This window comes from Flavobacterium sp. 83 (genome assembly GCF_000744835.1).
GTDB lineage: Bacteria > Bacteroidota > Bacteroidia > Flavobacteriales > Flavobacteriaceae > Flavobacterium.
The window spans coordinates 972,032-995,324 of record NZ_JQMS01000001.1; the positions used below are offsets into that span (position 1 = coordinate 972,032).

At 33.7% G+C, this 23,293-nt stretch carries 19 protein-coding genes; 6 read left to right on the forward strand and 13 right to left on the reverse strand.

Annotation, left to right across the window (positions count from 1 at the left end):
- Positions 1 to 15 precede the first annotated feature (15 nt).
- Both T410_RS04240 and T410_RS04245 read left to right on the forward strand, forming a co-directional pair.
- On the forward strand, positions 16 to 558 hold the full coding sequence (locus tag T410_RS04240; protein ID WP_035668949.1) for an RNA polymerase sigma factor: 543 nt from the start codon (positions 16 to 18) through the stop codon (positions 556 to 558).
- Positions 555 to 1,991 carry an outer membrane beta-barrel protein gene (locus T410_RS04245; protein ID WP_035668950.1) on the forward strand — a complete coding sequence of 479 codons (1,437 nt, stop codon included), beginning with the start codon at positions 555 to 557 and terminating at the stop codon, positions 1,989 to 1,991. Before T410_RS04240 ends, T410_RS04245 begins: the two co-directional genes overlap by 4 nt.
- Here T410_RS04245 and T410_RS04250 read toward each other — a convergent pair.
- A complete protein-coding gene (locus tag T410_RS04250) occupies positions 1,975 to 2,730 on the reverse strand; it encodes a 1-acyl-sn-glycerol-3-phosphate acyltransferase (RefSeq protein ID WP_035668951.1) in 756 nt (251 codons plus the stop codon). The two genes, T410_RS04245 and T410_RS04250, sit on opposite strands and share 17 nt — an antisense overlap.
- Positions 2,731 to 2,866: 136 nt before the next feature.
- Between T410_RS04250 and trpS the strand changes: the two genes are divergently transcribed.
- Complete coding sequence (gene trpS, locus T410_RS04255) at positions 2,867 to 3,844, forward strand: tryptophan--tRNA ligase (RefSeq protein WP_035668952.1); 978 nt, start codon at positions 2,867 to 2,869, stop codon at positions 3,842 to 3,844.
- An 83-nt stretch (positions 3,845 to 3,927) separates the two neighbouring features.
- Here the strand turns inward: trpS and dprA are convergent, their stop codons facing one another.
- Complete coding sequence (gene dprA, locus T410_RS04260; protein WP_035668953.1) at positions 3,928 to 5,028, reverse strand: DNA-processing protein DprA; 1,101 nt, start codon at positions 5,026 to 5,028, stop codon at positions 3,928 to 3,930.
- A gap of 200 nt (positions 5,029 to 5,228) precedes the next feature.
- Between dprA and T410_RS04265 the strand changes: the two genes are divergently transcribed.
- On the forward strand, positions 5,229 to 6,176 hold the full coding sequence (locus tag T410_RS04265; RefSeq protein ID WP_035668954.1) for an SPOR domain-containing protein: 948 nt from the start codon (positions 5,229 to 5,231) through the stop codon (positions 6,174 to 6,176).
- Positions 6,177 to 6,217: 41 nt separating this feature from the next.
- Here the strand turns inward: T410_RS04265 and T410_RS04270 are convergent, their stop codons facing one another.
- From T410_RS04270 to T410_RS04295, 6 genes are all read right to left on the reverse strand, one after another.
- Complete coding sequence (locus tag T410_RS04270; protein ID WP_035668955.1) at positions 6,218 to 8,488, reverse strand: helix-turn-helix domain-containing protein; 2,271 nt, start codon at positions 8,486 to 8,488, stop codon at positions 6,218 to 6,220.
- 284 nt (positions 8,489 to 8,772) lie between these two features.
- Positions 8,773 to 9,339: an OmpH family outer membrane protein gene (locus tag T410_RS04275; RefSeq protein ID WP_035674079.1), complete on the reverse strand. Its 567-nt coding sequence runs from the start codon at positions 9,337 to 9,339 to the stop codon at positions 8,773 to 8,775.
- Positions 9,340 to 9,628: 289 nt separating this feature from the next.
- Positions 9,629 to 10,477 (reverse strand): bifunctional 2-polyprenyl-6-hydroxyphenol methylase/3-demethylubiquinol 3-O-methyltransferase UbiG, encoded by an 849-nt coding sequence (locus T410_RS04280; RefSeq protein WP_035668956.1) that lies wholly within the window; start codon positions 10,475 to 10,477, stop codon positions 9,629 to 9,631.
- Positions 10,478 to 10,633: 156 nt separating this feature from the next.
- Positions 10,634 to 12,505, reverse strand: a complete 1,872-nt coding sequence (gene mnmG / locus T410_RS04285; protein WP_035668957.1) for a tRNA uridine-5-carboxymethylaminomethyl(34) synthesis enzyme MnmG — start codon at positions 12,503 to 12,505, stop codon at positions 10,634 to 10,636.
- A 152-nt stretch (positions 12,506 to 12,657) separates the two neighbouring features.
- Entirely contained in the window at positions 12,658 to 13,077 is a 420-nt protein-coding gene (gene ybeY, locus T410_RS04290) for an rRNA maturation RNase YbeY (protein WP_035668958.1), read from the reverse strand.
- Positions 13,074 to 16,376 (reverse strand): glutamyl-tRNA synthetase, encoded by a 3,303-nt coding sequence (locus tag T410_RS04295; protein WP_035674081.1) that lies wholly within the window; start codon positions 16,374 to 16,376, stop codon positions 13,074 to 13,076. The genes ybeY and T410_RS04295 overlap by 4 nt, the downstream gene beginning before the upstream one ends.
- Positions 16,377 to 16,530: 154 nt before the next feature.
- Between T410_RS04295 and gltX the strand changes: the two genes are divergently transcribed.
- Entirely contained in the window at positions 16,531 to 18,042 is a 1,512-nt protein-coding gene (gene gltX, locus T410_RS04300; RefSeq protein WP_035668959.1) for a glutamate--tRNA ligase, read from the forward strand.
- 84 nt (positions 18,043 to 18,126) lie between these two features.
- Here gltX and T410_RS04305 read toward each other — a convergent pair whose 3' ends face one another.
- Positions 18,127 to 18,768: an outer membrane beta-barrel protein gene (locus T410_RS04305; protein ID WP_035668960.1), complete on the reverse strand. Its 642-nt coding sequence runs from the start codon at positions 18,766 to 18,768 to the stop codon at positions 18,127 to 18,129.
- Positions 18,769 to 18,845: 77 nt separating this feature from the next.
- Here T410_RS04305 and T410_RS04310 point away from each other — a divergent pair, with 77 nt between their 5' ends.
- Positions 18,846 to 19,835: an SPFH domain-containing protein gene (locus T410_RS04310; RefSeq protein ID WP_035668961.1), complete on the forward strand. Its 990-nt coding sequence runs from the start codon at positions 18,846 to 18,848 to the stop codon at positions 19,833 to 19,835.
- Positions 19,836 to 19,865: 30 nt separating this feature from the next.
- Here the strand turns inward: T410_RS04310 and T410_RS04315 are convergent, their stop codons facing one another.
- From T410_RS04315 to T410_RS04330, 4 genes are all read right to left on the reverse strand, one after another.
- The gene (locus T410_RS04315; protein WP_035668962.1) at positions 19,866 to 20,138 is read right to left on the reverse strand and encodes a DUF6327 family protein; all 273 of its coding nucleotides are present in this window, start codon (positions 20,136 to 20,138) and stop codon (positions 19,866 to 19,868) included.
- 4 nt (positions 20,139 to 20,142) lie between these two features.
- The gene (locus T410_RS04320) at positions 20,143 to 20,493 is read right to left on the reverse strand and encodes a phage holin family protein (protein ID WP_035668963.1); all 351 of its coding nucleotides are present in this window, start codon (positions 20,491 to 20,493) and stop codon (positions 20,143 to 20,145) included.
- 39 nt (positions 20,494 to 20,532) lie between these two features.
- Positions 20,533 to 20,865, reverse strand: coding sequence for a YtxH domain-containing protein (locus T410_RS04325; protein ID WP_035674084.1), 333 nt, complete (start codon positions 20,863 to 20,865; stop codon positions 20,533 to 20,535).
- A gap of 306 nt (positions 20,866 to 21,171) precedes the next feature.
- Positions 21,172 to 23,274, reverse strand: a complete 2,103-nt coding sequence (locus T410_RS04330; RefSeq protein WP_035668964.1) for a glutamine--tRNA ligase/YqeY domain fusion protein — start codon at positions 23,272 to 23,274, stop codon at positions 21,172 to 21,174.
- Positions 23,275 to 23,293 lie beyond the last annotated feature (19 nt).

Consider the following 23,293-nt stretch of genomic DNA (forward strand, 5'->3'; position numbering starts at 1 on the left):
AATAGAACAAATTCTGTGGGATTAGATCAAATAATTAATGACTGTAAAAAAAATTGCTCCAAAGCTCAAGAACAATTGTATCAATTGTTTTCTAAAAAGTTTTTTGGAGTATGCTTGAAGTATTCCAGCAATTATGCTGATGCCCAAGACAATTTACAAGATGGTTTTTTAATTATTTTCAAAAAAATAGAACAGTTTAGCGGCAAAGGGTCTTTTGAAGGCTGGGCCAAAAGAATAATGATAAACAATGCACTCCAAAAATACAAAGGGGTACGGTATATGGAGATTATCAATGAAAATATTCCTGATACAATTATTGAAATTGACGACGAGAATATTCCAATTGAATATTTAATGCGAATTATCCAAGAATTACCTGATCAATATAGATTAGTATTCAGTCTCTATGTTCTCGATGGTTATTCTCATAAAGAGGTTGCAGAAATGCTTAAAATAACAACAGGGACCACAAAATCCAATCTTGCCAGGGCACGGTTGATTTTAAAAGAGAAAATAGAAGCATATACAAGAATTGAAATAAAGTCATTGGCAAAATGAACGATAAAAAAAATATAGACCGACTGTTTCAAGAAAGATTCAAGGATTTTGAAGGAGAACCAAACAATGAGGTTTGGATCAACATACAAGCGGCCTTGAAGGAAAAGGAAAAAAAACGAAAAATAATTCCGTTTTGGATGCAGTTTTCAGGAATTGCTGCTGCCTTTATTTTAGGCTTATTTGCTTTAAAGATGGTCTTCAAAACGAATACTGAAACTAAAAACAGTATCGTTTTAGACACAAAAACTTTAGACAAAAAATCCAATCAAAATAAGTTAATTCCAAATAAAATTGAAAAAGAGAGAAAACCATTCGAGATAAAAAATAGTCAACAAATAGTAATAACTAACCCCAAAATCGTTATAAACCATGAAAAAGAAACTACAACTTTTACTCCATCAAAAACCATTGCTGACAAAAAGAAAAATCAAAATAATACTAACCTTTATTTCTCAAAAAATCATTCACCGCTAAAACGACCAAAAACAGAGAAAGAGGCAAGCAATTACAGCTCATTAATTGCGGATAAAAAAAGTGTAGTAAACCCTAACACGTTTGAGAACATCCAAAATCAGGTTTTAGAAAAAAAAGTTCCACAAGCGTATCAGGAAGCTAAAACGGTGGTAACCGAATCTAAAAAACAGCCTTCAATTATTCTGGAATCTCCAAACGAATTAGAGGAAATTCTAAAAAAGAAAGCGACCGAAAAACAAACGGTAGTTCTTAACAACAACAAATGGCAAATCGTCCCTAATGTAGGCGCAGTGTATCTGAACTCAAGTTCAGTTGGGTCAGCTATTGATCCTCAATTCACAAAAAATCAAAAAACGGCCGATAACAACCTAAGTTTTGGTATCGGGGTAAATTATGCTGTTTCGAAAAAAATTGCCTTACGATCAGGGATTAACAAACTTACGTTAGGATACAACACTAATAACGTCGTCTATTCAGCCGGATTGTTAAACAAGAGTTTGACGTATATTAGTTATAGTTCAAACCAATTAATCGAAATTAAAACCGAAACCTCCCTGAATACATTAATCAATTTTGAAAAAGGCATACAAAAAACAAATACAGGTTCATTAAATCAAAAAATGGGCTATTATGAAGTACCACTGGAACTTTCATACGCCCTTTTAGACAAGAAATTTGGTATTAACATAATCGGAGGAATTAGTACGTTATTTCTAAATCAGAATAAAATATCATTAGTTTCCTCAGACACTAATTTGAAATTAGGAGAAGCTACAAATTTGAACGAAATTCATTTTAGTACCAATCTTGGGATGGGATTTAAGTACCAATTGGTGAAAGCATTTCAAATTAATTTTGAACCCATGGTAAAGTATCAATTGAATACTTATTCCAAAGACTATGGAGATTACAAACCCGTTTTTATTGGACTGTATTCCGGGATTATTTATAATTTTTAATGGAATCGAAAGCGATTAATTGGTTATAAATTATTTCTCGTACTTCCTCACGAATTTCTTTTCTATCCAATCCCGTTTTGCCTAAAGTGTCCACATGCGAATGAACTTTTACTCGCATAAGTCCCGGACCTCCACTGAAAAAGGTATAGGAAAATCTTTTTTTATTGTCTGCAAAAGTAACGGGAACAATTGGAATTTCATGTTCAATTGCCAATCTAAAAGCGCCATCTTTAAAAGAGTCCAACAAAACAGATTCATCGTCCGGAATGCCACCTTCGGGGAAAATACAGATGCTCAGTCCTTGATTGATTCTTTTTTGTGCCCGATTAAAAACTTCCATTTTACTTTTAGAACAACTTCTATCCACCAAAATACAGGTTCTTTTATAGAAAAATCCAAACAAAGGAATTTTTGATAATTCTTTTTTGCCAACAAAAACAAAAGGGTTTTTAATTGTGGCAAGCATCAGCATAATATCGGCCATTGAGGTATGATTGGCAACAATCATATAACTTTTATGAGATTCTAATGCTTGGTTTTTATCTATTTTATAATAAAAACCCATTCCAAAAAGAATAAATTTTGCCCAAATACGAGCCATCTTAAAAAAATAGGGATACCCGCTTTCCGTCAAGATTGATAGTACTAAAAAAGGAAACATTACGATTATTGGAATGGCCATCAAAACATAAAACCAAACGCGCCATAACGACCAAAAAATAATTTTTATTCCTCTCATAAGATCAAAAATAAGGAATCATATGATACTATTATTAAAAAAATTAAATTTGAAAACGATTTAATACTATAAAAACTTAAAAAACCTTGTGAACTTTGCGAAAAACTTTGCAACCTTTGCGGTAAATAAAATCATAATGGCAAAAATACTTACAGGTGTTCAAAGCACAGGAACACCACATTTAGGCAACTTACTTGGCGCAATCATTCCAGCAATAGCATTATCCAATAATCCCGAAAATGAATCGTTTCTTTTCATTGCCGATTTACATTCGATTACACAAATAAAAAACGGGGAAACTTTAAGAACAAATACCTACAGTACGGCTGCCGCTTGGTTGGCTTGTGGTTTGAATGTGGATAACGTAGTTTTCTACAGACAATCTGATGTGCCACAAACGGCGGAATTATCATGGTATTTGAGTTGTTTTTTCCCTTTTCAACGCTTGACATTAGCGCATTCTTTCAAAGACAAAGCAGACAGGCTGGAAGATGTAAATGCCGGTTTGTTCTCCTATCCAATGTTGATGGCTGCCGATATTTTATTATACGATGCCGAGTTTGTTCCCGTAGGAAAAGACCAATTGCAACACCTTGAAATTACACGCGATGTAGCGTCTCGTTTCAACCACCAAATGGGAGAAACTTTTGTACTTCCTGAAGCCAAAATTCAAGAAGACAGCATGCTTATTCCTGGAACCAATGGTGGAAAAATGAGTAAATCTGCCAATAATATTATCAATATTTTCTTGGACGACAAAGCCTTACGTAAACAAGTGATGAGTATTGAAACGGATAGCACCCCGCTTGAAGAACCTAAGAATCCAGATACCTGTAATGCTTTTGCTATTTATTCTTTATTAGCAAATGAAGAACAACTAGCCATTATGAGAGCCAATTATTTGGGTGGAAATTACGGTTACGGTCACGCCAAACAAGCCTTATTTGAATTGATAACAGAGACATTCAAAACCGAAAGAGAAAAATACAATTACTACATCAATAACCTTGATGAAGTAGACGCTTTACTCAAAAAAGGAGCAGAAAAAGCGACCGTTGTTGCCAATGGTGTTTTGAACAGAGTGAGAGAAAAATTGGGGTTTGAGGTTAATTAAGACTTTAGTTTTAATTCTTAAACTTATAAAATGACAACCGCAGATTAGTAGATTTTAATTAATCCGTGTATCTGCGGTTTTTACTAAATCGCCTCAAACAATTTCCCCGGCAAAGGTCTAATTACCCCTTTGAGTTCCATATTCAAAAGCATTCCTGAAATTTTATAAATGGGAAAATCACAACGCAAGGCAATAATATCCATTAACTCTTTTCCTGTTTTTAAGAGATAATCATATACTTTTTGTTCATCTTCTTCCAAAGTTACAAACAATTGTTTTTGTACCGGTTTAATTTCTTTTTGAAGGTCCCAATTCAAGATATAAATCAAATCAGCCGCACTGGTGAGCACATTTGCCTTTTGGGTTTTTATGAGGTTGTTGCAACCTTGACTATATTTGTCCGTAACACGGCCCGGAACAGCAAAAACATCACGGTTATAATCATTGGCCATGTTAGCCGTTATCAACGAACCACCTCTATCGGCTGACTCAATTACGATAGTGGCTTCGGTCATGCCGGCAACGATTCTGTTTCTTCGAACAAAATTTTCTTTATCTGGATTCGAGCTGCTCCAAAACTCGGTCATAAAACCACCGTTTTGTTCTACTTTGGCGACGTACTTTTTATGGGTTTTGGGGTAAATTTGGTTCAAACCGTGCGCAACAACGCCTATCGTTTGCAAATTGTTTTCCATTGCCAGTTGATGCGCCACGATATCAACGCCGTAAGCAAAGCCACTCACGATTATGGGATCCAGCGGTGCCAAATCTTCTATCAGTTTCCTACAGAATTCTATACCGTAAGATGTAATTTGGCGCGTTCCAACGATGCTGATTATCTTTTTGTTTTTTAAGTTGATATTTCCCGAAGTAAATAACAAAAGTGGTCCGTCGATACAATGTTTCAACCGTTCCGGATATTCTTCATCTTGAAAATAAACAGCATTAATGTCATTGGATTTTATGTATTCAAGCTCTTGATTGGCTTTTTCGAAAACCGATTTCTCCTTAAAATTTTTCAGCAACATAGAACCCACACCATCAATGGCAGAGAGTTGTCCAGTTTTTGTATGGAACACTTCTTCGGCACTTCCGCAATGCGTAATCAGTTTTTTGGACATAATATCACCCACTCCTTCTACTCTTTGCAATGCCAATAAATAAAATAAATCTTGTTCTTTCATATGCAGATAATACTTGTTTTTTATTGGAATATGGAATACACCAGTTTAAAAAAAAACTTTATTTATGTTTGTCTAACGATTAAACATGGCTATTTCATGCTAATCATTTGTGAGTGAAATGTATAAAATATAAAGCGGATTGTTAATAAAAATTGTGAATAAAATTTTGATAACTATTTTCGTTGTATAACTTTGTAAGTATGAAAATCGAACTTTACATCGCACAACTTTTATACCGTTATCAATGTGTAACCGTTCCTGGATTCGGAGCTTTTTTGACCGAAACTCAGTCGGCTCAACTCAATGAAAGCAAGAATTCATTTTCTCCACCCAAAAAAATGATTTCTTTCAATGCTAATCTAAAGAATAATGATGGATTATTAGCCAATCATATTGCTCAAGCTGAAAAAACATCTTATGAATATGCCGTAAGCGCTATTCAATATGAAGTTTTTACTTGGAAAAAAACATTAGAAGAAAACAACGTATTTTCAATAAAAAACATAGGTGATCTTTGTTTGAATGCAGATAATAATTTGGTATTCACACCTTACGATCAAACTAATTATTTAGCAAGTTCTTTTGGTTTAGCACCTTTTGTTTCTCCACTTGTAAAAAGAGAAATCTTCGAAAAACAAGTAGAAGCAATCGAAGAAAAAGAAACAATTCAATTTATTCCTGAAATAAGAACAGGAAGTCCGTATTTGAAATATGCCGCAATTTTAGTACTAGGATTAGGTCTTACAGGAAGTATTGGCTATTCTATTTACCAAAATCAAATAGAAACACAAACTCTTATCGTTGAAACTGCTGTTCAAAAACAAGTACAAAATAAAATTCAAGAAGCTACTTTTTTTATCAAAAGTCCTGTTCCTGCAGTAACATTATCCGTTAAGTCAGCCGTTAAGGAAGTAAAAATGCCATACCACATTATGGCTGGGGTTTACAGAGAAGAGAAAAATGCAAATAAAACATATAATCAGTTAATTCATTTAGGATACAAAGCCCGTCGCATTGCGCCTAACAAACACGGATTATTTCCTGTACTTTACGGAAGCTATTCTACTTATTCGGAAGCGCAAAAAGCACAATCTGAAATTCAAAAAAATCATAATCCCGAAGCTTGGATATTGATTGAATCACTATAATTTAAAAACCTATTCTTAAACGAATAGGTTTTTTTTAGCTTTTAATTCAAACTAGCTTTAAACATTTTCAATTCATCCCAAGTAAACTTCTCGCCTACTTGTTCCTTCAAATTATTCAAAGATTCCTCTTTATAGCCTCTAAAAGCTTCTGCGAGTTCTCGTAGTTTGTCTTCGGGTAAAACATCTTTAATGGCAATGGTTCCTGCTTGAATAAGCCTAACTAAATGTCCGTCGATAGTTTGTATCGTCAGTTTTCTGATGGCAGCGATTTCGGCAACTGAGTTCTTCTCCAACCACAATTCATAGGTTTCCTGCACGGTAGATTTCTTAGGCTCTTTTGTATCTGATTTCTTTTTTGAAGTATAACGCTCAATATCTTTATCATCATCAATCAAAGTGATATTTAATTTCTTGAACTGATTTTGAATGGCTTCCGTTTTTCGGCTGATGTAGTTTTTAATTTCTGATGAAGTCAGTTTCTCTTTCGAGATGGTTTCACCTGCAACAACGGTTTCTATCAATAATTTGGCTTTCATTAATCGCAAAACGGCTTTGGTTTGCAATTCTTCCAGAACGATTAACTCATCATAAAACGCTTTTACTTTCTTGATGCGCTTTACCTCTTCCAATTTCCAAAGGATTTCAAAAACTAAATCATCCATTGGCTCCAGAAAATAACCAAATGCCGCTTGAATTCTTTCTGAAATATGGTTTAAATCGGCCGTTTCCTGACTAAATAATTTATTCAATTGAGATATGAATTTTTTGGATGGATCTAAAAGTTGTTCGATGACCTCCGTTTGCTTTTTGGCCCAGACCGCATGTTTGGATTTCTCTGAACTTTCTGATTTCTCTGAATAACTAAATCTATGATTGCGCCATTCCTGAGCCAAATCACCCCAATCGAAAGTGTTAATCAGATAATTATGGATGAAATTTTTGGTTTCAAAGTGCAGCGCATTTTCTAAAAATGAATCCGATGCTTTGTTGAGTGAATAATCCATCACATCCTGATCATTAGAAATTCCATTCATACGTAACGGAGAAAGCAAAATAAGCCCATTTAACGAGCGTAATCGGGATAATGCTACATATGCTTGTCCTGGAAGAAAAACTTGCGAAACATCGAGCGCAGCTTTGTCAAAAGTCAATCCCTGGCTTTTATGAACTGTTATCGCCCAAGCTAATTTTATCGGATAATGTACAAAAGTCCCTAAAACCTCCTCTTCAATTTCTTTGGTCATTTCGTCTACTTTATACCGAATGTTTTGCCATTCGTACTTTTCGACTTCAATCGTTTTATTTTCTTCCGGAAAATGAACCAGAATTTCATGACTGGAAAGTGATTTTACAATCCCCATTTTTCCGTTGAAATAGTTTTTATCAAAGGACAAATCATTTTTGACAAACATGATTTGTGCGCCTACCTTCAACTGCAACTGTTCTTCCACCGGGAAAATTTTATCAGGAAAATCACCTACAATTTCCGGCTTATAAATCACCAACTTTCCCTCTAAATCTTGCAAAGCTTGTGCATTCATTGAATCCGCTTTGTTGTTATGCGTGGTTAAAGTAATGTATCCTTTATTGGCTTTTAAATCAAAATCCGGTTTTACGTATTGATTTAAAGTTTGTATGTCTTCTTGAGAAATTTGGTTGTTTCGCAGGTTGTTTAAAACAGCAATAAAAGTATCATCGGTCTGGCGAAAAATCTTGGATAACTCAATATATAACGGTGGATTTTGCTGTACGACATGGGAATGGAAAAAGAATTTTCCTTTGTAATACGTTTTCAAAGTTCTCCATTCTTCATCCCGAATTACAGGAGGTAACTGTAATAAATCACCAATAAACAATACTTGAACGCCACCAAAAGGAGTGTTTTTTTTACGGACGGTTTGCATCATATAATCCATGGCGTCCAATAAATCCGCGCGAAGCATACTGACTTCATCAATTATCAACAACTCCATATTCCGAATCACAGATTTCTTCAAACCGCTCATTTTGAAATGCCTGCGCAAAGTAGCTTTGGTTTCAAATTTCGTACTTTCTGAAAACTGAGGGGAAGAATTATCGGGAATAAATCCTCCAAACGGCAACTGAAACATGGAATGTATCGTTACACCGCCCGCATTTAACGCGGCAATTCCCGTAGGCGCAACAACAACGGTATTCTTGTGCGTAGTTTGGATAATTTCGCGTAAAAGGGTGGTTTTTCCAGTTCCTGCTTTTCCGGTAAGGAAAACAGATCGGTGGGTTTGATTGATGAATCGTAAGGTGTAGGCAGCGGCTTCAGAAATGGTTTGCATTAGGCGTGTATATATAAAGCTAAAGTATTGAAAATAGGTTTAATATTATAATTTTGGGAAGATAATTTATGTCGTAATTTCAATGTTTTTTAGCTCTGATAGCAGCTGAAATTCTCGAGATTTAGAAAGTGATTTTTTCTAAACGAGGGATTACTTCACTATACTTTTATATTAATTGGAGTTCAGTGAACGATGTTTACAGCAAATACTGGGAATTTGCTTCAAAAAAAAATGCCTCCAATCTAAACTTTAGACGAAGGCATTCATTTGAATTAATATAAAAATTATTTTTTAGCTTCTTCTTTCGGAGTTGCTGATTTGTATTTGTCGTTCAATTCTTTAATGATCTCTTTTGTAATATCATATTTATCTTCAGCATACAAAATTGAAGCTGCATCGCCTGTTCCGTAGATATAAGAATACCCTTTTTCTTTACCGTAATTTTTGATGAATTTTTTTACACCGCTAACCAACGAATCCATTTCTTTACCGCTTTCCTGTTGCAATTCTTGAGCTAATTGTTGTTGTGCAGCACCCAATTGTTGTTCTCTTTTTTGCAATTCAGCTCCTTTTTGTTGTGCCCATGCTTGACCGTTAGCCTGCGCTTGTGCCTGAAAACTTGCTGCTTCTTGTTTGAAACGATTAATTTCAGCTTCCAGTTGTCTTCCTTTCTCTTCTGTTTTTGCTTTATATTTTGCTTCTAAATCTTTTGCTTCTGTATATTCTTTCATCAATACTGAAGTATCTACGTAAGCTGTTTTTACTTCCTTAACTTCCGTTGCTGGTTTGTTACAAGATACAAATGAAATTGAAATTGAAAGTGCGATAATTACTAATGCTTTTTTACTCATATTTTTAATATTTATTTTTTGGTATAGGTTAATCTTCGATTTCATTTTGTTGTATTTCTAGTTTTATGTATGGTTGACAAAAATATAAAAAAATAGATAGCATTGACATAAAGTTTTAAAAATGCAAAATATTTATGCTATAAGATTTTATTATTATGATTGATAAATGTATAATTTGTTACTATTAAAAACAAGCTTCATATCTTTTATTTAAGCTAATTAATTTTAAAACCTGACAAACACATCAAATTACCTTAAAAAGACTGCTTAAATAAGCTTAAAATAGTTTTTAACTGTTTTTTAGGATGTAAATGTGTGAAGAATACTCAAATTTACTCGTTGCCTCCCAATTAGATTGCAATCCAATAAAAAAGGCTTTAAAAAAATTCATTTTCCCAGTTTTGTATTTTTCGGAAAGTAGACTTACATAAAAAGAGTCAAATTTCATGGGAAGTACTTTTACCAATTTCATTTCTTTTTTTTCGAAAAGCATTTTTATTGCCTTTTTCGAAAAATGCCAAAAATGAATCGGCACATCATATGCTGCCCAAAACTTTCCGTAATATTTAGCATCGAAAGATTTGAAATTTGGAACCGCTATTATTAAAGTTCCGCCTGGTTTTAATAATCGTTTTAATTCTTTTAGTTGCTCGTCAAGATCCGGAACGTGTTCTAGAACATGCCACATCGAAATGATGTCAAAAGAATGACTTTCTAATTCGCTGGTTTCTCCAACAAATGAAACTCCTTTCTGTTTTGCAATCGCTTTAGCTTTATCGCTTGGTTCTACTCCTATAGCATGCCAACCGTTTTCTTTGGCGACTGATAAAAAATCCCCTGTTCCTGCACCAATATCTAAAATGCTGCCTTTACTGGGTTGCAAAGAATTAATTAAATTCAATTTGTTTTTCAGTGCAATACTTTTCACAAAATGATACGCTTTTTCAAACAAAGAACGTTTACTGTCTGTATGGGAAATATAATCCACACTTTCGTAATACTTCCCTAAGTTTTCTAAACTAGGTTGTGGATACGTGATTAACATATCCAATTCTTCGTCATGATATAAATCAAATGTTTCTTGAGAAACGGAATAATCTTTAACGTTTAAAAAATGCTTTTTGTTTGAAATATCCATCAATTAATGCTGCTTTAAATTTTATTTTTAAACTAAACCCTGAAAGTAAACTTTGATACTTTCAGGGTTGAAATTCTTTATTTTGTGATTCTTCAAGTATAGCTAGGCTTCACACCATAGTTTCACGTGGAACAAATTGATTTAAGATTATAGATCTTATCGTCCCATATAAATCAACAACACCGACACATCACTTGGTGAAACACCGCTAATCCTTGATGCTTGAGAAATAGTTACGGGACGAATCTTGCTTAATTTTTGTTTTGCTTCAATTGACATTGATTTAATTTTATTATAATCAAAATTCTCAGGGATTTTTACATCTTCCAAGCGTGTCAATTTATCTGCGTTGTTTCTTTCTTTTTCAATATAACCCGAATACTTTACTTGAATCTCGGCTTGTTCCAAAATCTCCTGATCCAAGTTGTTCTCCGCAACATAAGCTGCTACCTTTTCGAATTTCATGATGTCTTCCAAATCAATTTGCGGACGAGAAAAAACTTTGAACATCTTATCTCCCTGAGTAATCAGCGCCGTATCTTTTGATTCTAAAATAGGATTTGCTTCCGCAATCGAAACACTCGTTTCTTTGAAGAAAGCCACCATTTTTTCGGATTCATTTAGTTTGTGCTCCATTCTGCGCAAACGTGCTTCAGAAGCCAAACCAATTTCATGCGACATTGGCGTTAATCTAAAATCAGCATTATCCTGACGAAGCAACGTTCTGTATTCTGCACGAGAAGTGAACATTCTATAAGGCTCTTCTGTTCCTTTAGTAATTAAGTCATCAATTAAAACTCCAATATACGCTTCGTCTCTTTTTAAAATTAACGGTGCTTTTTCATGTACTTTTAAATGCGCATTTATTCCAGCCATCAATCCTTGAGAAGCTGCTTCTTCATATCCGGTTGTTCCGTTTATTTGTCCAGCGAAATACAATCCTTCAACAAGCTTTGTTTCCAAAGTATGTTTCAATTGTGTCGGTGGGAAATAATCATATTCGATTGCATAACCTGGTCTAAAAAATTTTACATTTTCAAAACCTACTACAGAACGCAGCGCTTTGAATTGAATATCCTCAGGAAGAGATGTAGAAAAACCATTTACATAAACCTCGCACGTATTCCATCCTTCTGGTTCTACAAATAATTGGTGTCTTTCTTTATCAGCAAAACGGTTAATTTTATCTTCAATTGAAGGACAATATCTTGGACCAAGACTTTTTATTCTGCCGTTAAACATCGGAGACCGATCAAAACCTTCTCTCAAAATGTCGTGAACATCGAGAGACGTATACGTCATGTGACACGATTTTTGAATAACCAACGGTGACGTTACATCTGAATACGAAAACTTATCTGGCTTAGCATCTCCTTTTTCTTCGTTCATTTTCGAATAATCTAAAGAACGTCCATCGACTCTCGGGGGCGTTCCTGTTTTCATTCTTCCTGCTTGAAAACCGGCATTCACTAAATCTTCGGTAATTCCATAAGCAGCACTCTCGCCTGCTCTTCCTCCACCAAATTGTTTTTCGCCAATATGAATCAACCCGTTTAGAAAAGTTCCATTGGTTAACACAACAGCTTTTGAACGAATCTCCACTCCTAACGAAGTGCGAATCCCTTTTATTTTTCCGTTTTCAATAATCAACCCCTTTACCATCTCTTGATAAAAATCAAGGTTTGGAGTTCCTTCCAGCATCATTCTCCATTCCTCAGCAAAACGCATACGGTCACTTTGAACACGCGGCGACCACATTGCAGGTCCTTTGGACTTGTTCAGCATCTTGAACTGAATAGCAGTTCTGTCTGAAACAATTCCAGAATATCCACCCAACGCATCAATCTCGCGCACAATTTGCCCTTTGGCAATTCCGCCCATCGCAGGGTTGCATGACATCTGGGCAATGTTCTGCAAACTCATTGTTACCAATAAAGTTTTCGAACCCAAATTTGCAGCAGCGGCAGCAGCCTCAGAACCTGCATGTCCTGCGCCAACAACTATCACATCATATTCATCTAGAAACATCTTCTTGTATGATTTAATCCTTCACTTGTGTTCCGGATTGTAATTTTGAAATCTATTTTATTTTGTTCCACGTGAAACATTGCATTGTCAATTCTGCTAAATATAAAAATGTTCCACGTGAAACACTTTGGCTTTTGATATTAAAAACAGACTTACTGTTCCACGTGGAACAGTGCTAATTTTTCGTCTTCTTTACTGCGCATTAAAAGTTCGTCGGTCTCACCTTTGTCTTTGTATCCACAGTAGTGCAAAACACCGTGAACTAATACACGCTTCAATTCCTCTTCAAAAGGCACGTTAAAATCAACGGCATTGTCTTTTACCCTTTCGATAGAAACAAAAACATCGCCGCTTAACTCATTCCCCATCGTGTAGTCAAAACTAATAATATCAGTTAATGTGTCGTGATTAAGATATTCCAGATTGATTTTATGCAAATACTCATCGTCGCAAAAGATGTAGTTTATCTCTCCCTCTTTCTTGTTTTCTGAAGTAATAACATTAGACAGCCACAAAGCAACAGCTTCTTCATTGTCTAAAGTAAAGTCGGTTTCGTAATTAAAATTGATCATTTTTTATTAAAATATTCTTGAACCTTTTGATTAAAATTCGAGCGCAAAGGTAAGGATTGTCTATTTAATATTTCTATGCTATTTAAATAATCTAATAAAGCAGCTGGCAGTGCATTAGATTGATTATTAAACTCCTTTTTATTGGTTTCTGATTGGCGTTTATTTTCTTCCCCTTGTTGCTGCAAAGCCGTATTCAATTTTAATAATTCCTGCTTCACATTTAGAATCTTTTGGAGCGTTTCGTTTTTAAACCCTTTGTTTAACAATTGCTTTTCGATTTGCTTCATTTGTTCCAAAGCACTTTGCCCATTACCACCGAAACCCTGCTTGTTAAGTTCATTTTGCAAAGACTCTCGCAGCTGTTTTTGCTCTTTGTAAATTTCCATTATAGATTGGGCATCACCTTCTCCATCTCCATCCTGACTTTCCCCTTTACTAGATTTTCCGTCTTTACCGCTTTCCCCTTTTGAGCCATCACCAGGTTTTGGGCCTTTTTTAATTCCTTCTTTCATCTTCTCCCCCAATCCTTCATGCTTTTTAATAATATCTTGCAATTGCATTCCCTGTCCTTGACCCGGTTTCGGCTTTCCAGAACCCATACCAGACAATGACATTTGCATCGTGTTAAACATATCGCTAAGCATGTCTGCCAATTTATTTGCAGCAGCTATCGAATATTGCTGATGAGATAATCCTTTTGGAACTTGAGCATCAGATAAACTCTCTAACGATTTATCTATATTGTAATGTACATTACCGATTTCTTTAGTCACCTCTTCAGCAATTTTAGGGTTTCTTAAGGACATTACAAATAAACTGTCATCAACATGTTTGAAGTGCTGTTTTAAATCCTGCTGGATTTTTATGTTTTTATTATAGCCGGGAGAACCTGCTTTATGCCCTATAAACTGATTCATTAAATCTTCTTGTGACAAAGAAAACGCTAATAAATTATCCAGAATCTGTCGCAACATAGCAACATCCTCTTGCAGTTCTTCCTTCTCATTTCCTTCCAAAGTTTGTGCCATTTTCGCCGCCATCTCTTTCATTTTTTTCGAGGCGCTTTTTTGATTTTGCTTAGCCTTCGCTTTATTGTCTTTCTTCAATTCTTCAGAAGCCTTCTTTAAATCTTCATCGATACTTTTTTCTTTAGCAGCATCTTTAGGAAGATCCATCGGTGATTTTAATTCATTATTTTCCTTTTCTAAATCTTTTAAATCTTCTTGAATCTTGTCAAAATCTGAATTGATGTTTTCTTGTTTATCCGATTTGTTTTCCTTTTCATCATCGGATAATATATCTTGCTTTTCAGAAAGTTTGTCCAACTTATCACCTAATTGTTCCGCTTTCTTTTCTACATAATACTTCTTAGTCAACTCAACTAATTGTTCTAAATTTTTAATTTGATTTTTACTGTTTTGTTTAAATTTATCTAACTTAGAAAGTAGTTCTTCGTTTTTAATTTTATCGTTCAATTCTTTTAATTCATCCAATAATTTTTGGTTCTTATTCAAATCTTTATCGGCTTTATCAATTCGTTTTTGCAATTCTTCTTTTAGCTTATCCTTTTCATCCGTTTTGAATTTATCTAAATTATCTTTCATTTTCTCCGAAAACTGTTTCATCATTTCATCTTGTTGCTTTTGGCGTTTGATAAAATCATTTACTTTTTGTTGATCTTTAAATTCAAGGTTGTCTTTTTCTTTTCCTGTTTTTTGTATTTTTTCAATTTCGGCTATTTGCTTGTCTTGATTTTTTAAGGACTTCTCTAAACCATTAATATTATCATTTTGCTGTTGTAAAACTTCATCTTCTTTCTCTTCGTCCGTAGAAACACGATTCGAGAAAACGGAAGATTTTGTGCTTTTAAAATAATGAATGGCATCGTTGTCATACACTTCAAAATAATAATCATACGACACTCCTTGCTCAACTGGAAGATTACTTGGGAACGAAAATACAAATTGATCGACTGCTGCTTTTTTAACAGCAATTGTTCCACGTTTAGCAGATTGTGGTTTGTTTCTTTCGTAATAGACAATCTGAAGTTTAGACAATCCATAATCATCAGAGATTTGGCCTAAAACATAGTTTCTTACTGCCTTCAAACTGTCTGGCACATTGTTTACAGTAATTGCTGGAAACTGATCTTTGACAATTGTAAGCTGATAATTCAGTTTTTCGTAGTTTTTTACCTTATCATTCGAAGTAAGAATTTGATAATCTGTATTTTGAAGTATATTTTTAGATAAAGTGAAGCTATTTTCAGTTTTCGAAAAGGGAATATTAGACTTTCCGTCCATCCAATCTACTTTTTGTGTTGCTTGGGTATCCATTTTCCAAGTTACACGAGTTCCTTCGGGAATAATGGCGTTACCACTTCCTTTGATTGTTTCCGATTTTTTATTCAAGTAGGAAGGAAAGTTCAATTGCATTTCGAAATTAGCAATCGCCGGCACCGTAATTACTTTCAATTCATAATCCGATGAAGAAACAGTATTTCCCTCCACGTGGAACAAAACAGCTGCAGAAGGCTTTAAAATTTTAAATTCAAACTCCCCTGCTTTCGTGTTTTCCATAAAATAACTTTCGTCACCAATGAAAATCATGGCATTCTCAGGAACAACTTTACCTACTGTTTTAACTCGAAGTATAAAATCTTTTCCTTGTTCGGTTTGCAGGTTTGAATTTAAAACCACAAACTTAAAAGGAGCCGGCGGTAAGAAAGCCGAATTGAAATGCACTACTCTATTAAAACTTTGCGAAATCACATTGCTGTTACCGGAAAAATAAAAGACAGCAAAAAACAAAATAGGAATAAATGCTAACGGTAAATATTTTTGGTTTGTATTAAAGTTTATAGCATTGCCAAAAGGGATTGGTTGTAACGCATTGGCTTTTTGTGCAATTGATGCGAGTAACAATTCAGATTTATTCTGATGGTTATCAGAATCCGCCAGTTGCAGAAAATTCGTCAGCTTGTCGCTCACTTCCGTGAAATGATTTCCAATAATAGCCGAAGCCTGATTGTAATCAATACCTTTTTTGAGTTTGAATAATTTAAATATTGGAAATAAAATAAATCGGGACAACAAGTACACTTCTACTCCCACAAAAACCCAAAATAAAATCGTTCTTCCCATTGGCTTAAGCCAAAGAAAATATTCGACAAAAAGCGTGAATAGAAAATACAACAATCCTAAACCAATAAAGAAAATGATTCCTCGTATCAATTCATTGGTATAAAACTTTCGGATAAAAGCTTCCAGTTTCTGATAAATAAAATTTTGATTTTCCAAAACGTAAACTTTGTTTGTTGTAACCAATAAAAGTAATAATTTATATGAACAAAGAAATGTTAAAAATCATCAAACTGATTAATCTTACATTAACTCATTTTCAAATAATCCAATTGAGTAATCGAATTTGTATCTTTGCAAAAAATTTACAGCAATGTCTAAACAAGTTCGAGTGCGTTTTGCACCAAGTCCAACAGGACCTTTACATATTGGCGGAGTACGTACCGCATTATTCAATTATTTGTTTGCCAAAAAAAACAATGGAGTTTTCTTTCTAAGAATTGAAGACACTGACCAAAACCGTTATGTTCCCGGTGCTGAAGAATATATTATGGAAGCACTGGAATGGCTAGGAATTGCTCCTGATGAAACCATTGGAAAGAATGAAAAATTTGGTCCCTACCGTCAAAGCGAAAGAAAAGATTTGTACAAAGAATATGCTGATGCATTAATCAATTCCGGGAATGCGTATTATGCTTTTGACACCGCTAAATCTTTGGACGCAGCAAGAAAACAGGAAGAAGAACAAGGAAAAACCTTTATATACAATCACCATAACCGAGAAAAACTTGACACTTCTTTGGTAATTTCTGATGAGGAAACCACAAGAAGAATCGCTGATGGAGAACATTATGTAATCCGTTTTAAAACTCCAGTAAACGAAACCTTACATTTGCATGACATCATTCGTGGAGACGTAAAGTTTGAAACGAGTCTTTTAGATGATAAAGTATTGTTCAAAAGTGACGGAATGCCAACCTATCATTTGGCCAATATTGTAGATGATCATTTAATGGAAACTTCACACGTAATTCGTGGTGAAGAATGGTTGCCGTCAATGCCTTTACACGTTTTATTATACAGAGCATTTGGTTGGGAAGCACCCCAATTTGCACATTTGCCATTGATTATGAAACCTGTTGGAAACGGAAAATTATCCAAACGTGACGGTGACAAAATGGGATTTCCAGTATTTCCATTGGATTGGAAAACCGAAGAAGGCGTTTCATCAGGTTACAGAGAAAAAGGATTTTTTCCAGAAGCAGTTGTTAACTTCCTAGCTTTATTAGGCTGGAATGACGGAACCGAAAAAGAATTATTCACACTGCAAGAATTAGTTGAAGCTTTTGATTTGAGCAGAGTTCATAAATCCGGAGCTAAATTTGATCCAGAAAAAAACAAATGGTTCAATCACCAATATTTAGTAAAACAAAAAGATGTCGATTTAGCAAAATCCTTTGCACCTATTGTTGAATGTAAAAATGTTAACCGATATTACTCTTTAGTAGAACTGACAAAGATTGTTTCATTAATCAAGGAACGTGCGCATTTTGTTTCTGAATTTTGGGAATTAAGTGATTTCTTTTTTATGGTACCAACAACCTATGATGAAAAAGCAAGGAAAAACTGGAAAGAAGAAACGCCAACATTGATGGAAGAATTAATTTCTGTTATAGAAGAAATAACCGACTTTACTTCCCTTACTATTGAAACTATTGTAAAAGATTGGATGACGAAAAACGAAATTGGAATGGGTAAAGTAATGCAGCCTTTCCGTTTGAGTTTGGTTGGCGCACTCAAAGGCCCTCACCTATTTGATATTGTTGAAGTACTTGGAAAAGAAGAAACAATCAAAAGACTTCAAAAAGCAATAGCTACTTTGTAAAAAAGAACCCTTTCAAAATTTAAAAGTCTGAAAGGGTTTAATAATAAAAAGCTTCTAATCCGGAATCTGGATTAGAAGCTTTTTTTATAAATAAAGAATCAAATCTCCATTGATAATTCCTGGATTTCCTTTGAAATTTACGCCTAAATTCTTCGTGTTCAAGTTACCCAGCATATTGTTAAGTCCATATTGATAGGAAACATTAAGTCTAAAATGACGTACTCCGGCAGTTATCCCTACCGTAGGATAAAAATTAAATTTAGAAATGTCTACTATGTCTTTTGCTAATAAAGTAGTTCCTGAAATGATGTTATTTTCGTTTTGATTATCCACTTTCAATTTTCCATTTACTTGAACTAATGGACCAAACTCAACACTTAAATGATTTTCGATAAATTTATAACTCAACTGCAACGATATTTGAGCAGATGATAATGTATAATTTACATCTTTATTTCCTAAAAAAAGAGTTTTTGTAGCTACTGAAAAATTGTTTTCACTAAACTGCATTGCGTAAACCATATCCCAATTGTCATAGAAATTTCCTCGCATCGAAAGTCCGGCATTCCAGCCTGTGGAAGGTTTGGTGTGGAAATTAGTAGTGTTCAATGTAAATTGGTTAACACCTAAACTGATACCGATTCTGTTAGAATCCCTATATCCATATTGGGCAAAAGCAGTTAGAGTAATTAAAATAAAAACCGAAGTAAAATATATCCTTTTCATAAAATTAAATTAAACGAAGACAAACCTAAAGTTTTTTTGTAATTTAACGTTAATTTTTTAACTAAATTATTCATACTATGGACATTCCATTGATTATTTTTCTTGTATTTGGGTTATTTATTTTTCTTTCTTCCTTCTTTACTGTAAAACAACAATCCTCAGTTATTATTGAGCGGTTTGGTAAATTCTTAAGTGTACGAAATTCAGGCTTGCAATTAAAAATTCCATTGATTGACCGAATTGCAGGACGTGTCAATCTAAAAATTCAACAATTAGACGTTATCATTGAAACTAAAACCAAAGACAATGTGTTTGTAAAAATGAAAGTTTCTGTTCAGTTCAAAGTGATTCAGGAGAAAGTGTACGATGCCTTTTATAAACTGGAATATCCACACGATCAGATTACAGCTTATGTATTTGATGTAGTTCGTGCCGAAGTTCCAAAATTAAAACTGGATGATGTTTTCGAAAGAAAAGATGATATTGCAATTGCTGTAAAAAGAGAATTAAATGAAGCGATGACTACGTATGGGTATGATATCATCAATACATTAGTAACCGATATTGATCCAGATATTCAAGTAAAAAACGCTATGAATAGAATCAATGCTGCCGACAGAGAAAAGACAGCAGCCGAATTTGAAGCGGAAAGTTCCAGAATCAGAATTGTGGCTAAAGCCAAAGCAGAAGCAGAAAGTAAGCGCTTACAGGGACAAGGAATTGCTGATCAAAGACGTGAAATTGCCCGAGGATTAGTAGAAAGTGTAGAAGTTTTAAATCGTGTGGGAATCAATTCGCAAGAAGCTTCGGCATTAATTGTGGTTACACAACATTATGATACGCTACAAGCCATTGGCGCAGACGCTAACTCTAATTTAATTTTATTACCTAATTCTCCTCAAGCCGGAAGTGATATGCTGAATAATATGGTGGCCTCATTTAGTGCATCTAATCAAGTGGGTGAAATGATGAAGAAAAACAACAAGAAGTTAAAAACAAAAACAGAGGAACATCACACTGATTATCAAGCGCCACAACCACCAGAAAATCCTGAAATAGAAATATAATTCTATAATTTTTTAAATAAAAAAAGAGGCTTAATTGCCTCTTTTTCTTTTAGATAACCAATTTTTTATAAAAGGAATTGCTTTATTTATTAAAAATGGAACTGCCGTTGATACAATACTTCCATAGGGTAAAGCAGAACCATAATTACCTATTAAATCACTTACTATGTTTTGCGGCGTAAAGCTTTCTTTGGTTTTTTTAATGCCATAAACCAATTTTTGATAACTGATTTCTTTTTCAATCTTTAGTATTTCAAGTTCCCTTTCGATTTGAGCATAGGACGAATATTTTTTAGTTTCCATAATTCTAGTCGTTAAAAAATATTTCTGAAAATTTCTCTAATATTGGGCCTTCAACTATTTTGTCTTTAATTAAAAACAAAAGAACGGTTGCTACAAGATAGATTCCTCCAATAATTAAAAATCCAAGTGGATAACTATTTAAAGAATTGCCTATTGCCATAGCAGCAGCTACAGAGCAAAATAATAAAACCATGCTGAAACATAAAAAAATCAATGAAAACTTAAGAATCATCGTGGTTGATTTCATTGCTACCTTGAAACCCCATAATTTATAATAAGCCTTATTGGTTTTTAAATATTCCTGGATTTGATCCTGAATATCTTCGGTGTTTTCTTTTAATTCTTCAAAAGCCATATTTATTTGTTTTTAATATCAATTAGTAAGTAACCAATATTATTTTTGAAGTTTAGCATTTTGTTCTTTCAAATCAGCCAACTTTGATTCTAAAAAAGAAATCACATCTTCCGTTTTATGACTTACATTAGAAATTAAGTCTTCGTATGTTTCTTGCAGATTTTGTTTTTTACTGTCCAAAAATTTACTTTTCAATTCATCAGATGCTGTTTCAAATTTATGTTTTAAATCTTTTATGGCATCATCATAACCGTCTTTAAATTTTTCTCTTGTTCTCGTACCTTTATCCGGAGCAAATAAAATTCCTATCCCTGCTCCAATTGCTGCACCAGTTAATAAAGCCAATATTGTGTTTCCTGAGTTATTCGACATGATTTTTAATTTTTTAATGTTATTTATTAAAATTACGGATTTTATTAACATATCGCTGTTAACAAGCCGTTAATTTATTTTAAACAAGGCTAAAAATCAATATAAAACACGCTATTTAAATAAATAAAACCTAGGTATAATAGAACTCATAAAATTAAAAAAAAGGCTTTAAATCAAGTTTATATAAGTCGTTTTTAATTAGTAAATCTTATCAAAAGTTAAATTACAATATCAATATACTATAATAAAAAAAGCGCCTTATAAAAGGCGCTTTTAATCAATAAAATCTATACTAAAGATTTAGTTCTAAAATTTCAGTTCCTTTAATAATTCTAAAACTTTTTCGTTTTTTTCATTCTTTATTAATTCTGAAAGCTGTGTTTCAAAAAGACTGAAATTATTTAAATCATTTTGTAAATTTTGAATAGCCAAAATTCGAACAGCAACCATTTGACTTTTTAATGACATCGTATACAATTTTGTCAATGACTCTTCTTCGATATCTTTTACTTGTACTTTATCAGAATAATGCAAAATCAAATTAGAAAATAACAACGAGTTATTATCATTTTTAATGTTTTTGACAATTGTCTGAATAATTAAACTATAGTTATCAATACTTTTTATGTTATCAACAATGTTATTTAGAATCAAAACAGCATTATTTTCATCCTTTTCCTTCACGTATTTATTGATTTCTTTTTGGGTATTCATCAATAAATTTTCTTCTTTTTTGCCTTTTTCTTCCCAAGCATCTTTTAATCCAACGGTTTTATTAAAGACAATTTTATCTTCGGTTGTGTCTTTATCAACATTGAAATATCCTAAACGTTGAAACTGGAATTTTTCATCTGATTTTACAGTTGCTAAACTTGGTTCTACAAATCCTTTTACAATTTGTAACGAATTAGGATTCATAAATTCTAAGAAATTTTTCTCCTTATGACTGTCTGGTGCTTCATCAATAAACAAACGATCATACAAACGAACTTCTGCTTCTAAAGCATGCTGTATAGAAACCCAATGCAAGGTTCCTGCCACTTTTCTTTGACTGGCTTCACTCCCACTTCCGCTTCGGCTGTCTTCATCATAAGTCACGTGAATTTCAGTAATAGTTCCTGCAGCATCTTTTACAACACTTTCTCCTTTAATGATATAAGCATTTTTAAGACGCACTTCTCTTCCTAAACTCAATCGGAAAAATTTAGCTGGAGCTTCTTCTAAAAAGTCTTCTCTTTCAATGTATAATTCTTTTGAAAAAGGAACTTTTCTAAATCCAGCACTTTCATCTTCCTGATTATTTTCGGCTTCAAGCCATTCTTCTTTATCTTCTGGATAATTGGTGATAATCAATTTTATTGGGTCCAAAACTGCCATAACTCTGGGCGCTGTTTTGTTTAAATCTTCACGCAAACAAAATTCCAAAAGTGAAAAATCAATTATATTTTCTCTTTTGGCAACACCAATTATATCACAAAACTTACGAATTGAAGCAGCTGTATATCCTCTTCTTCTTAATCCTGAAATAGTTGGCATTCTAGGATCATCCCAACCATTTACTATATTTTCCTGAACCAATTGCAATAGTTTTCGCTTGCTCATTACGGTGTAATTCAAGTTCAAACGAGCGAATTCATATTGATGTGGTCTTACTGTATTTGGATCATAAATTTGGTCTAAAAACCAATCGTATAATTCACGGTGCATCACAAATTCAAGTGTACAAATAGAATGCGAAATTTGCTCTAAATAATCACTTTCTCCGTGTGCATAATCATACATTGGATAAATATTCCAATCATTTCCTGTTCTGTGATGATGACGAAGTAAAATACGGTACATCAATGGATCACGCATCAACATGTTTTTTGAAGTCATATCAATTTTTGCACGTAAAACATGGCTTCCTTCCGGGAAATCACCATTTTTCATTCCTTCGAATAAAGTAAGATTTTCTTCAATAGAACGGTTTCTATAAGGTCCATCAACTCCAGGTTGTGTTGGCGTTCCTTTTTGAATTGCCATATCTTCAGAAGATTGACTGTCAACATAGGCTTTACCGTTTTTAATCATGGCAACCGCCCATTCATATAACTGCTGAAAATAATCAGAAGAGTATAATTCTTCGGTCCAATTAAAACCCAACCATTTCAAATCTTCTTTGATTGCATCTACATATTCCTGTTCTTCTTTGGCTGGATTGGTATCATCAAAACGCAAGTTAACTGGCGCATTGTACTTTAATCCTAAACCAAAATTTAAGCAAATGGATTTGGCGTGACCAATGTGTAAATACCCATTTGGTTCTGGCGGAAAACGAAAACGTAATTTATCTTGTGGAAAACCATTGGTTAAACTGTCTTCAATGATTTGTTCTATAAAATGGAGTGATTTTTCTTCGGTTGACATTTTTTTGTTTAATTTTAGC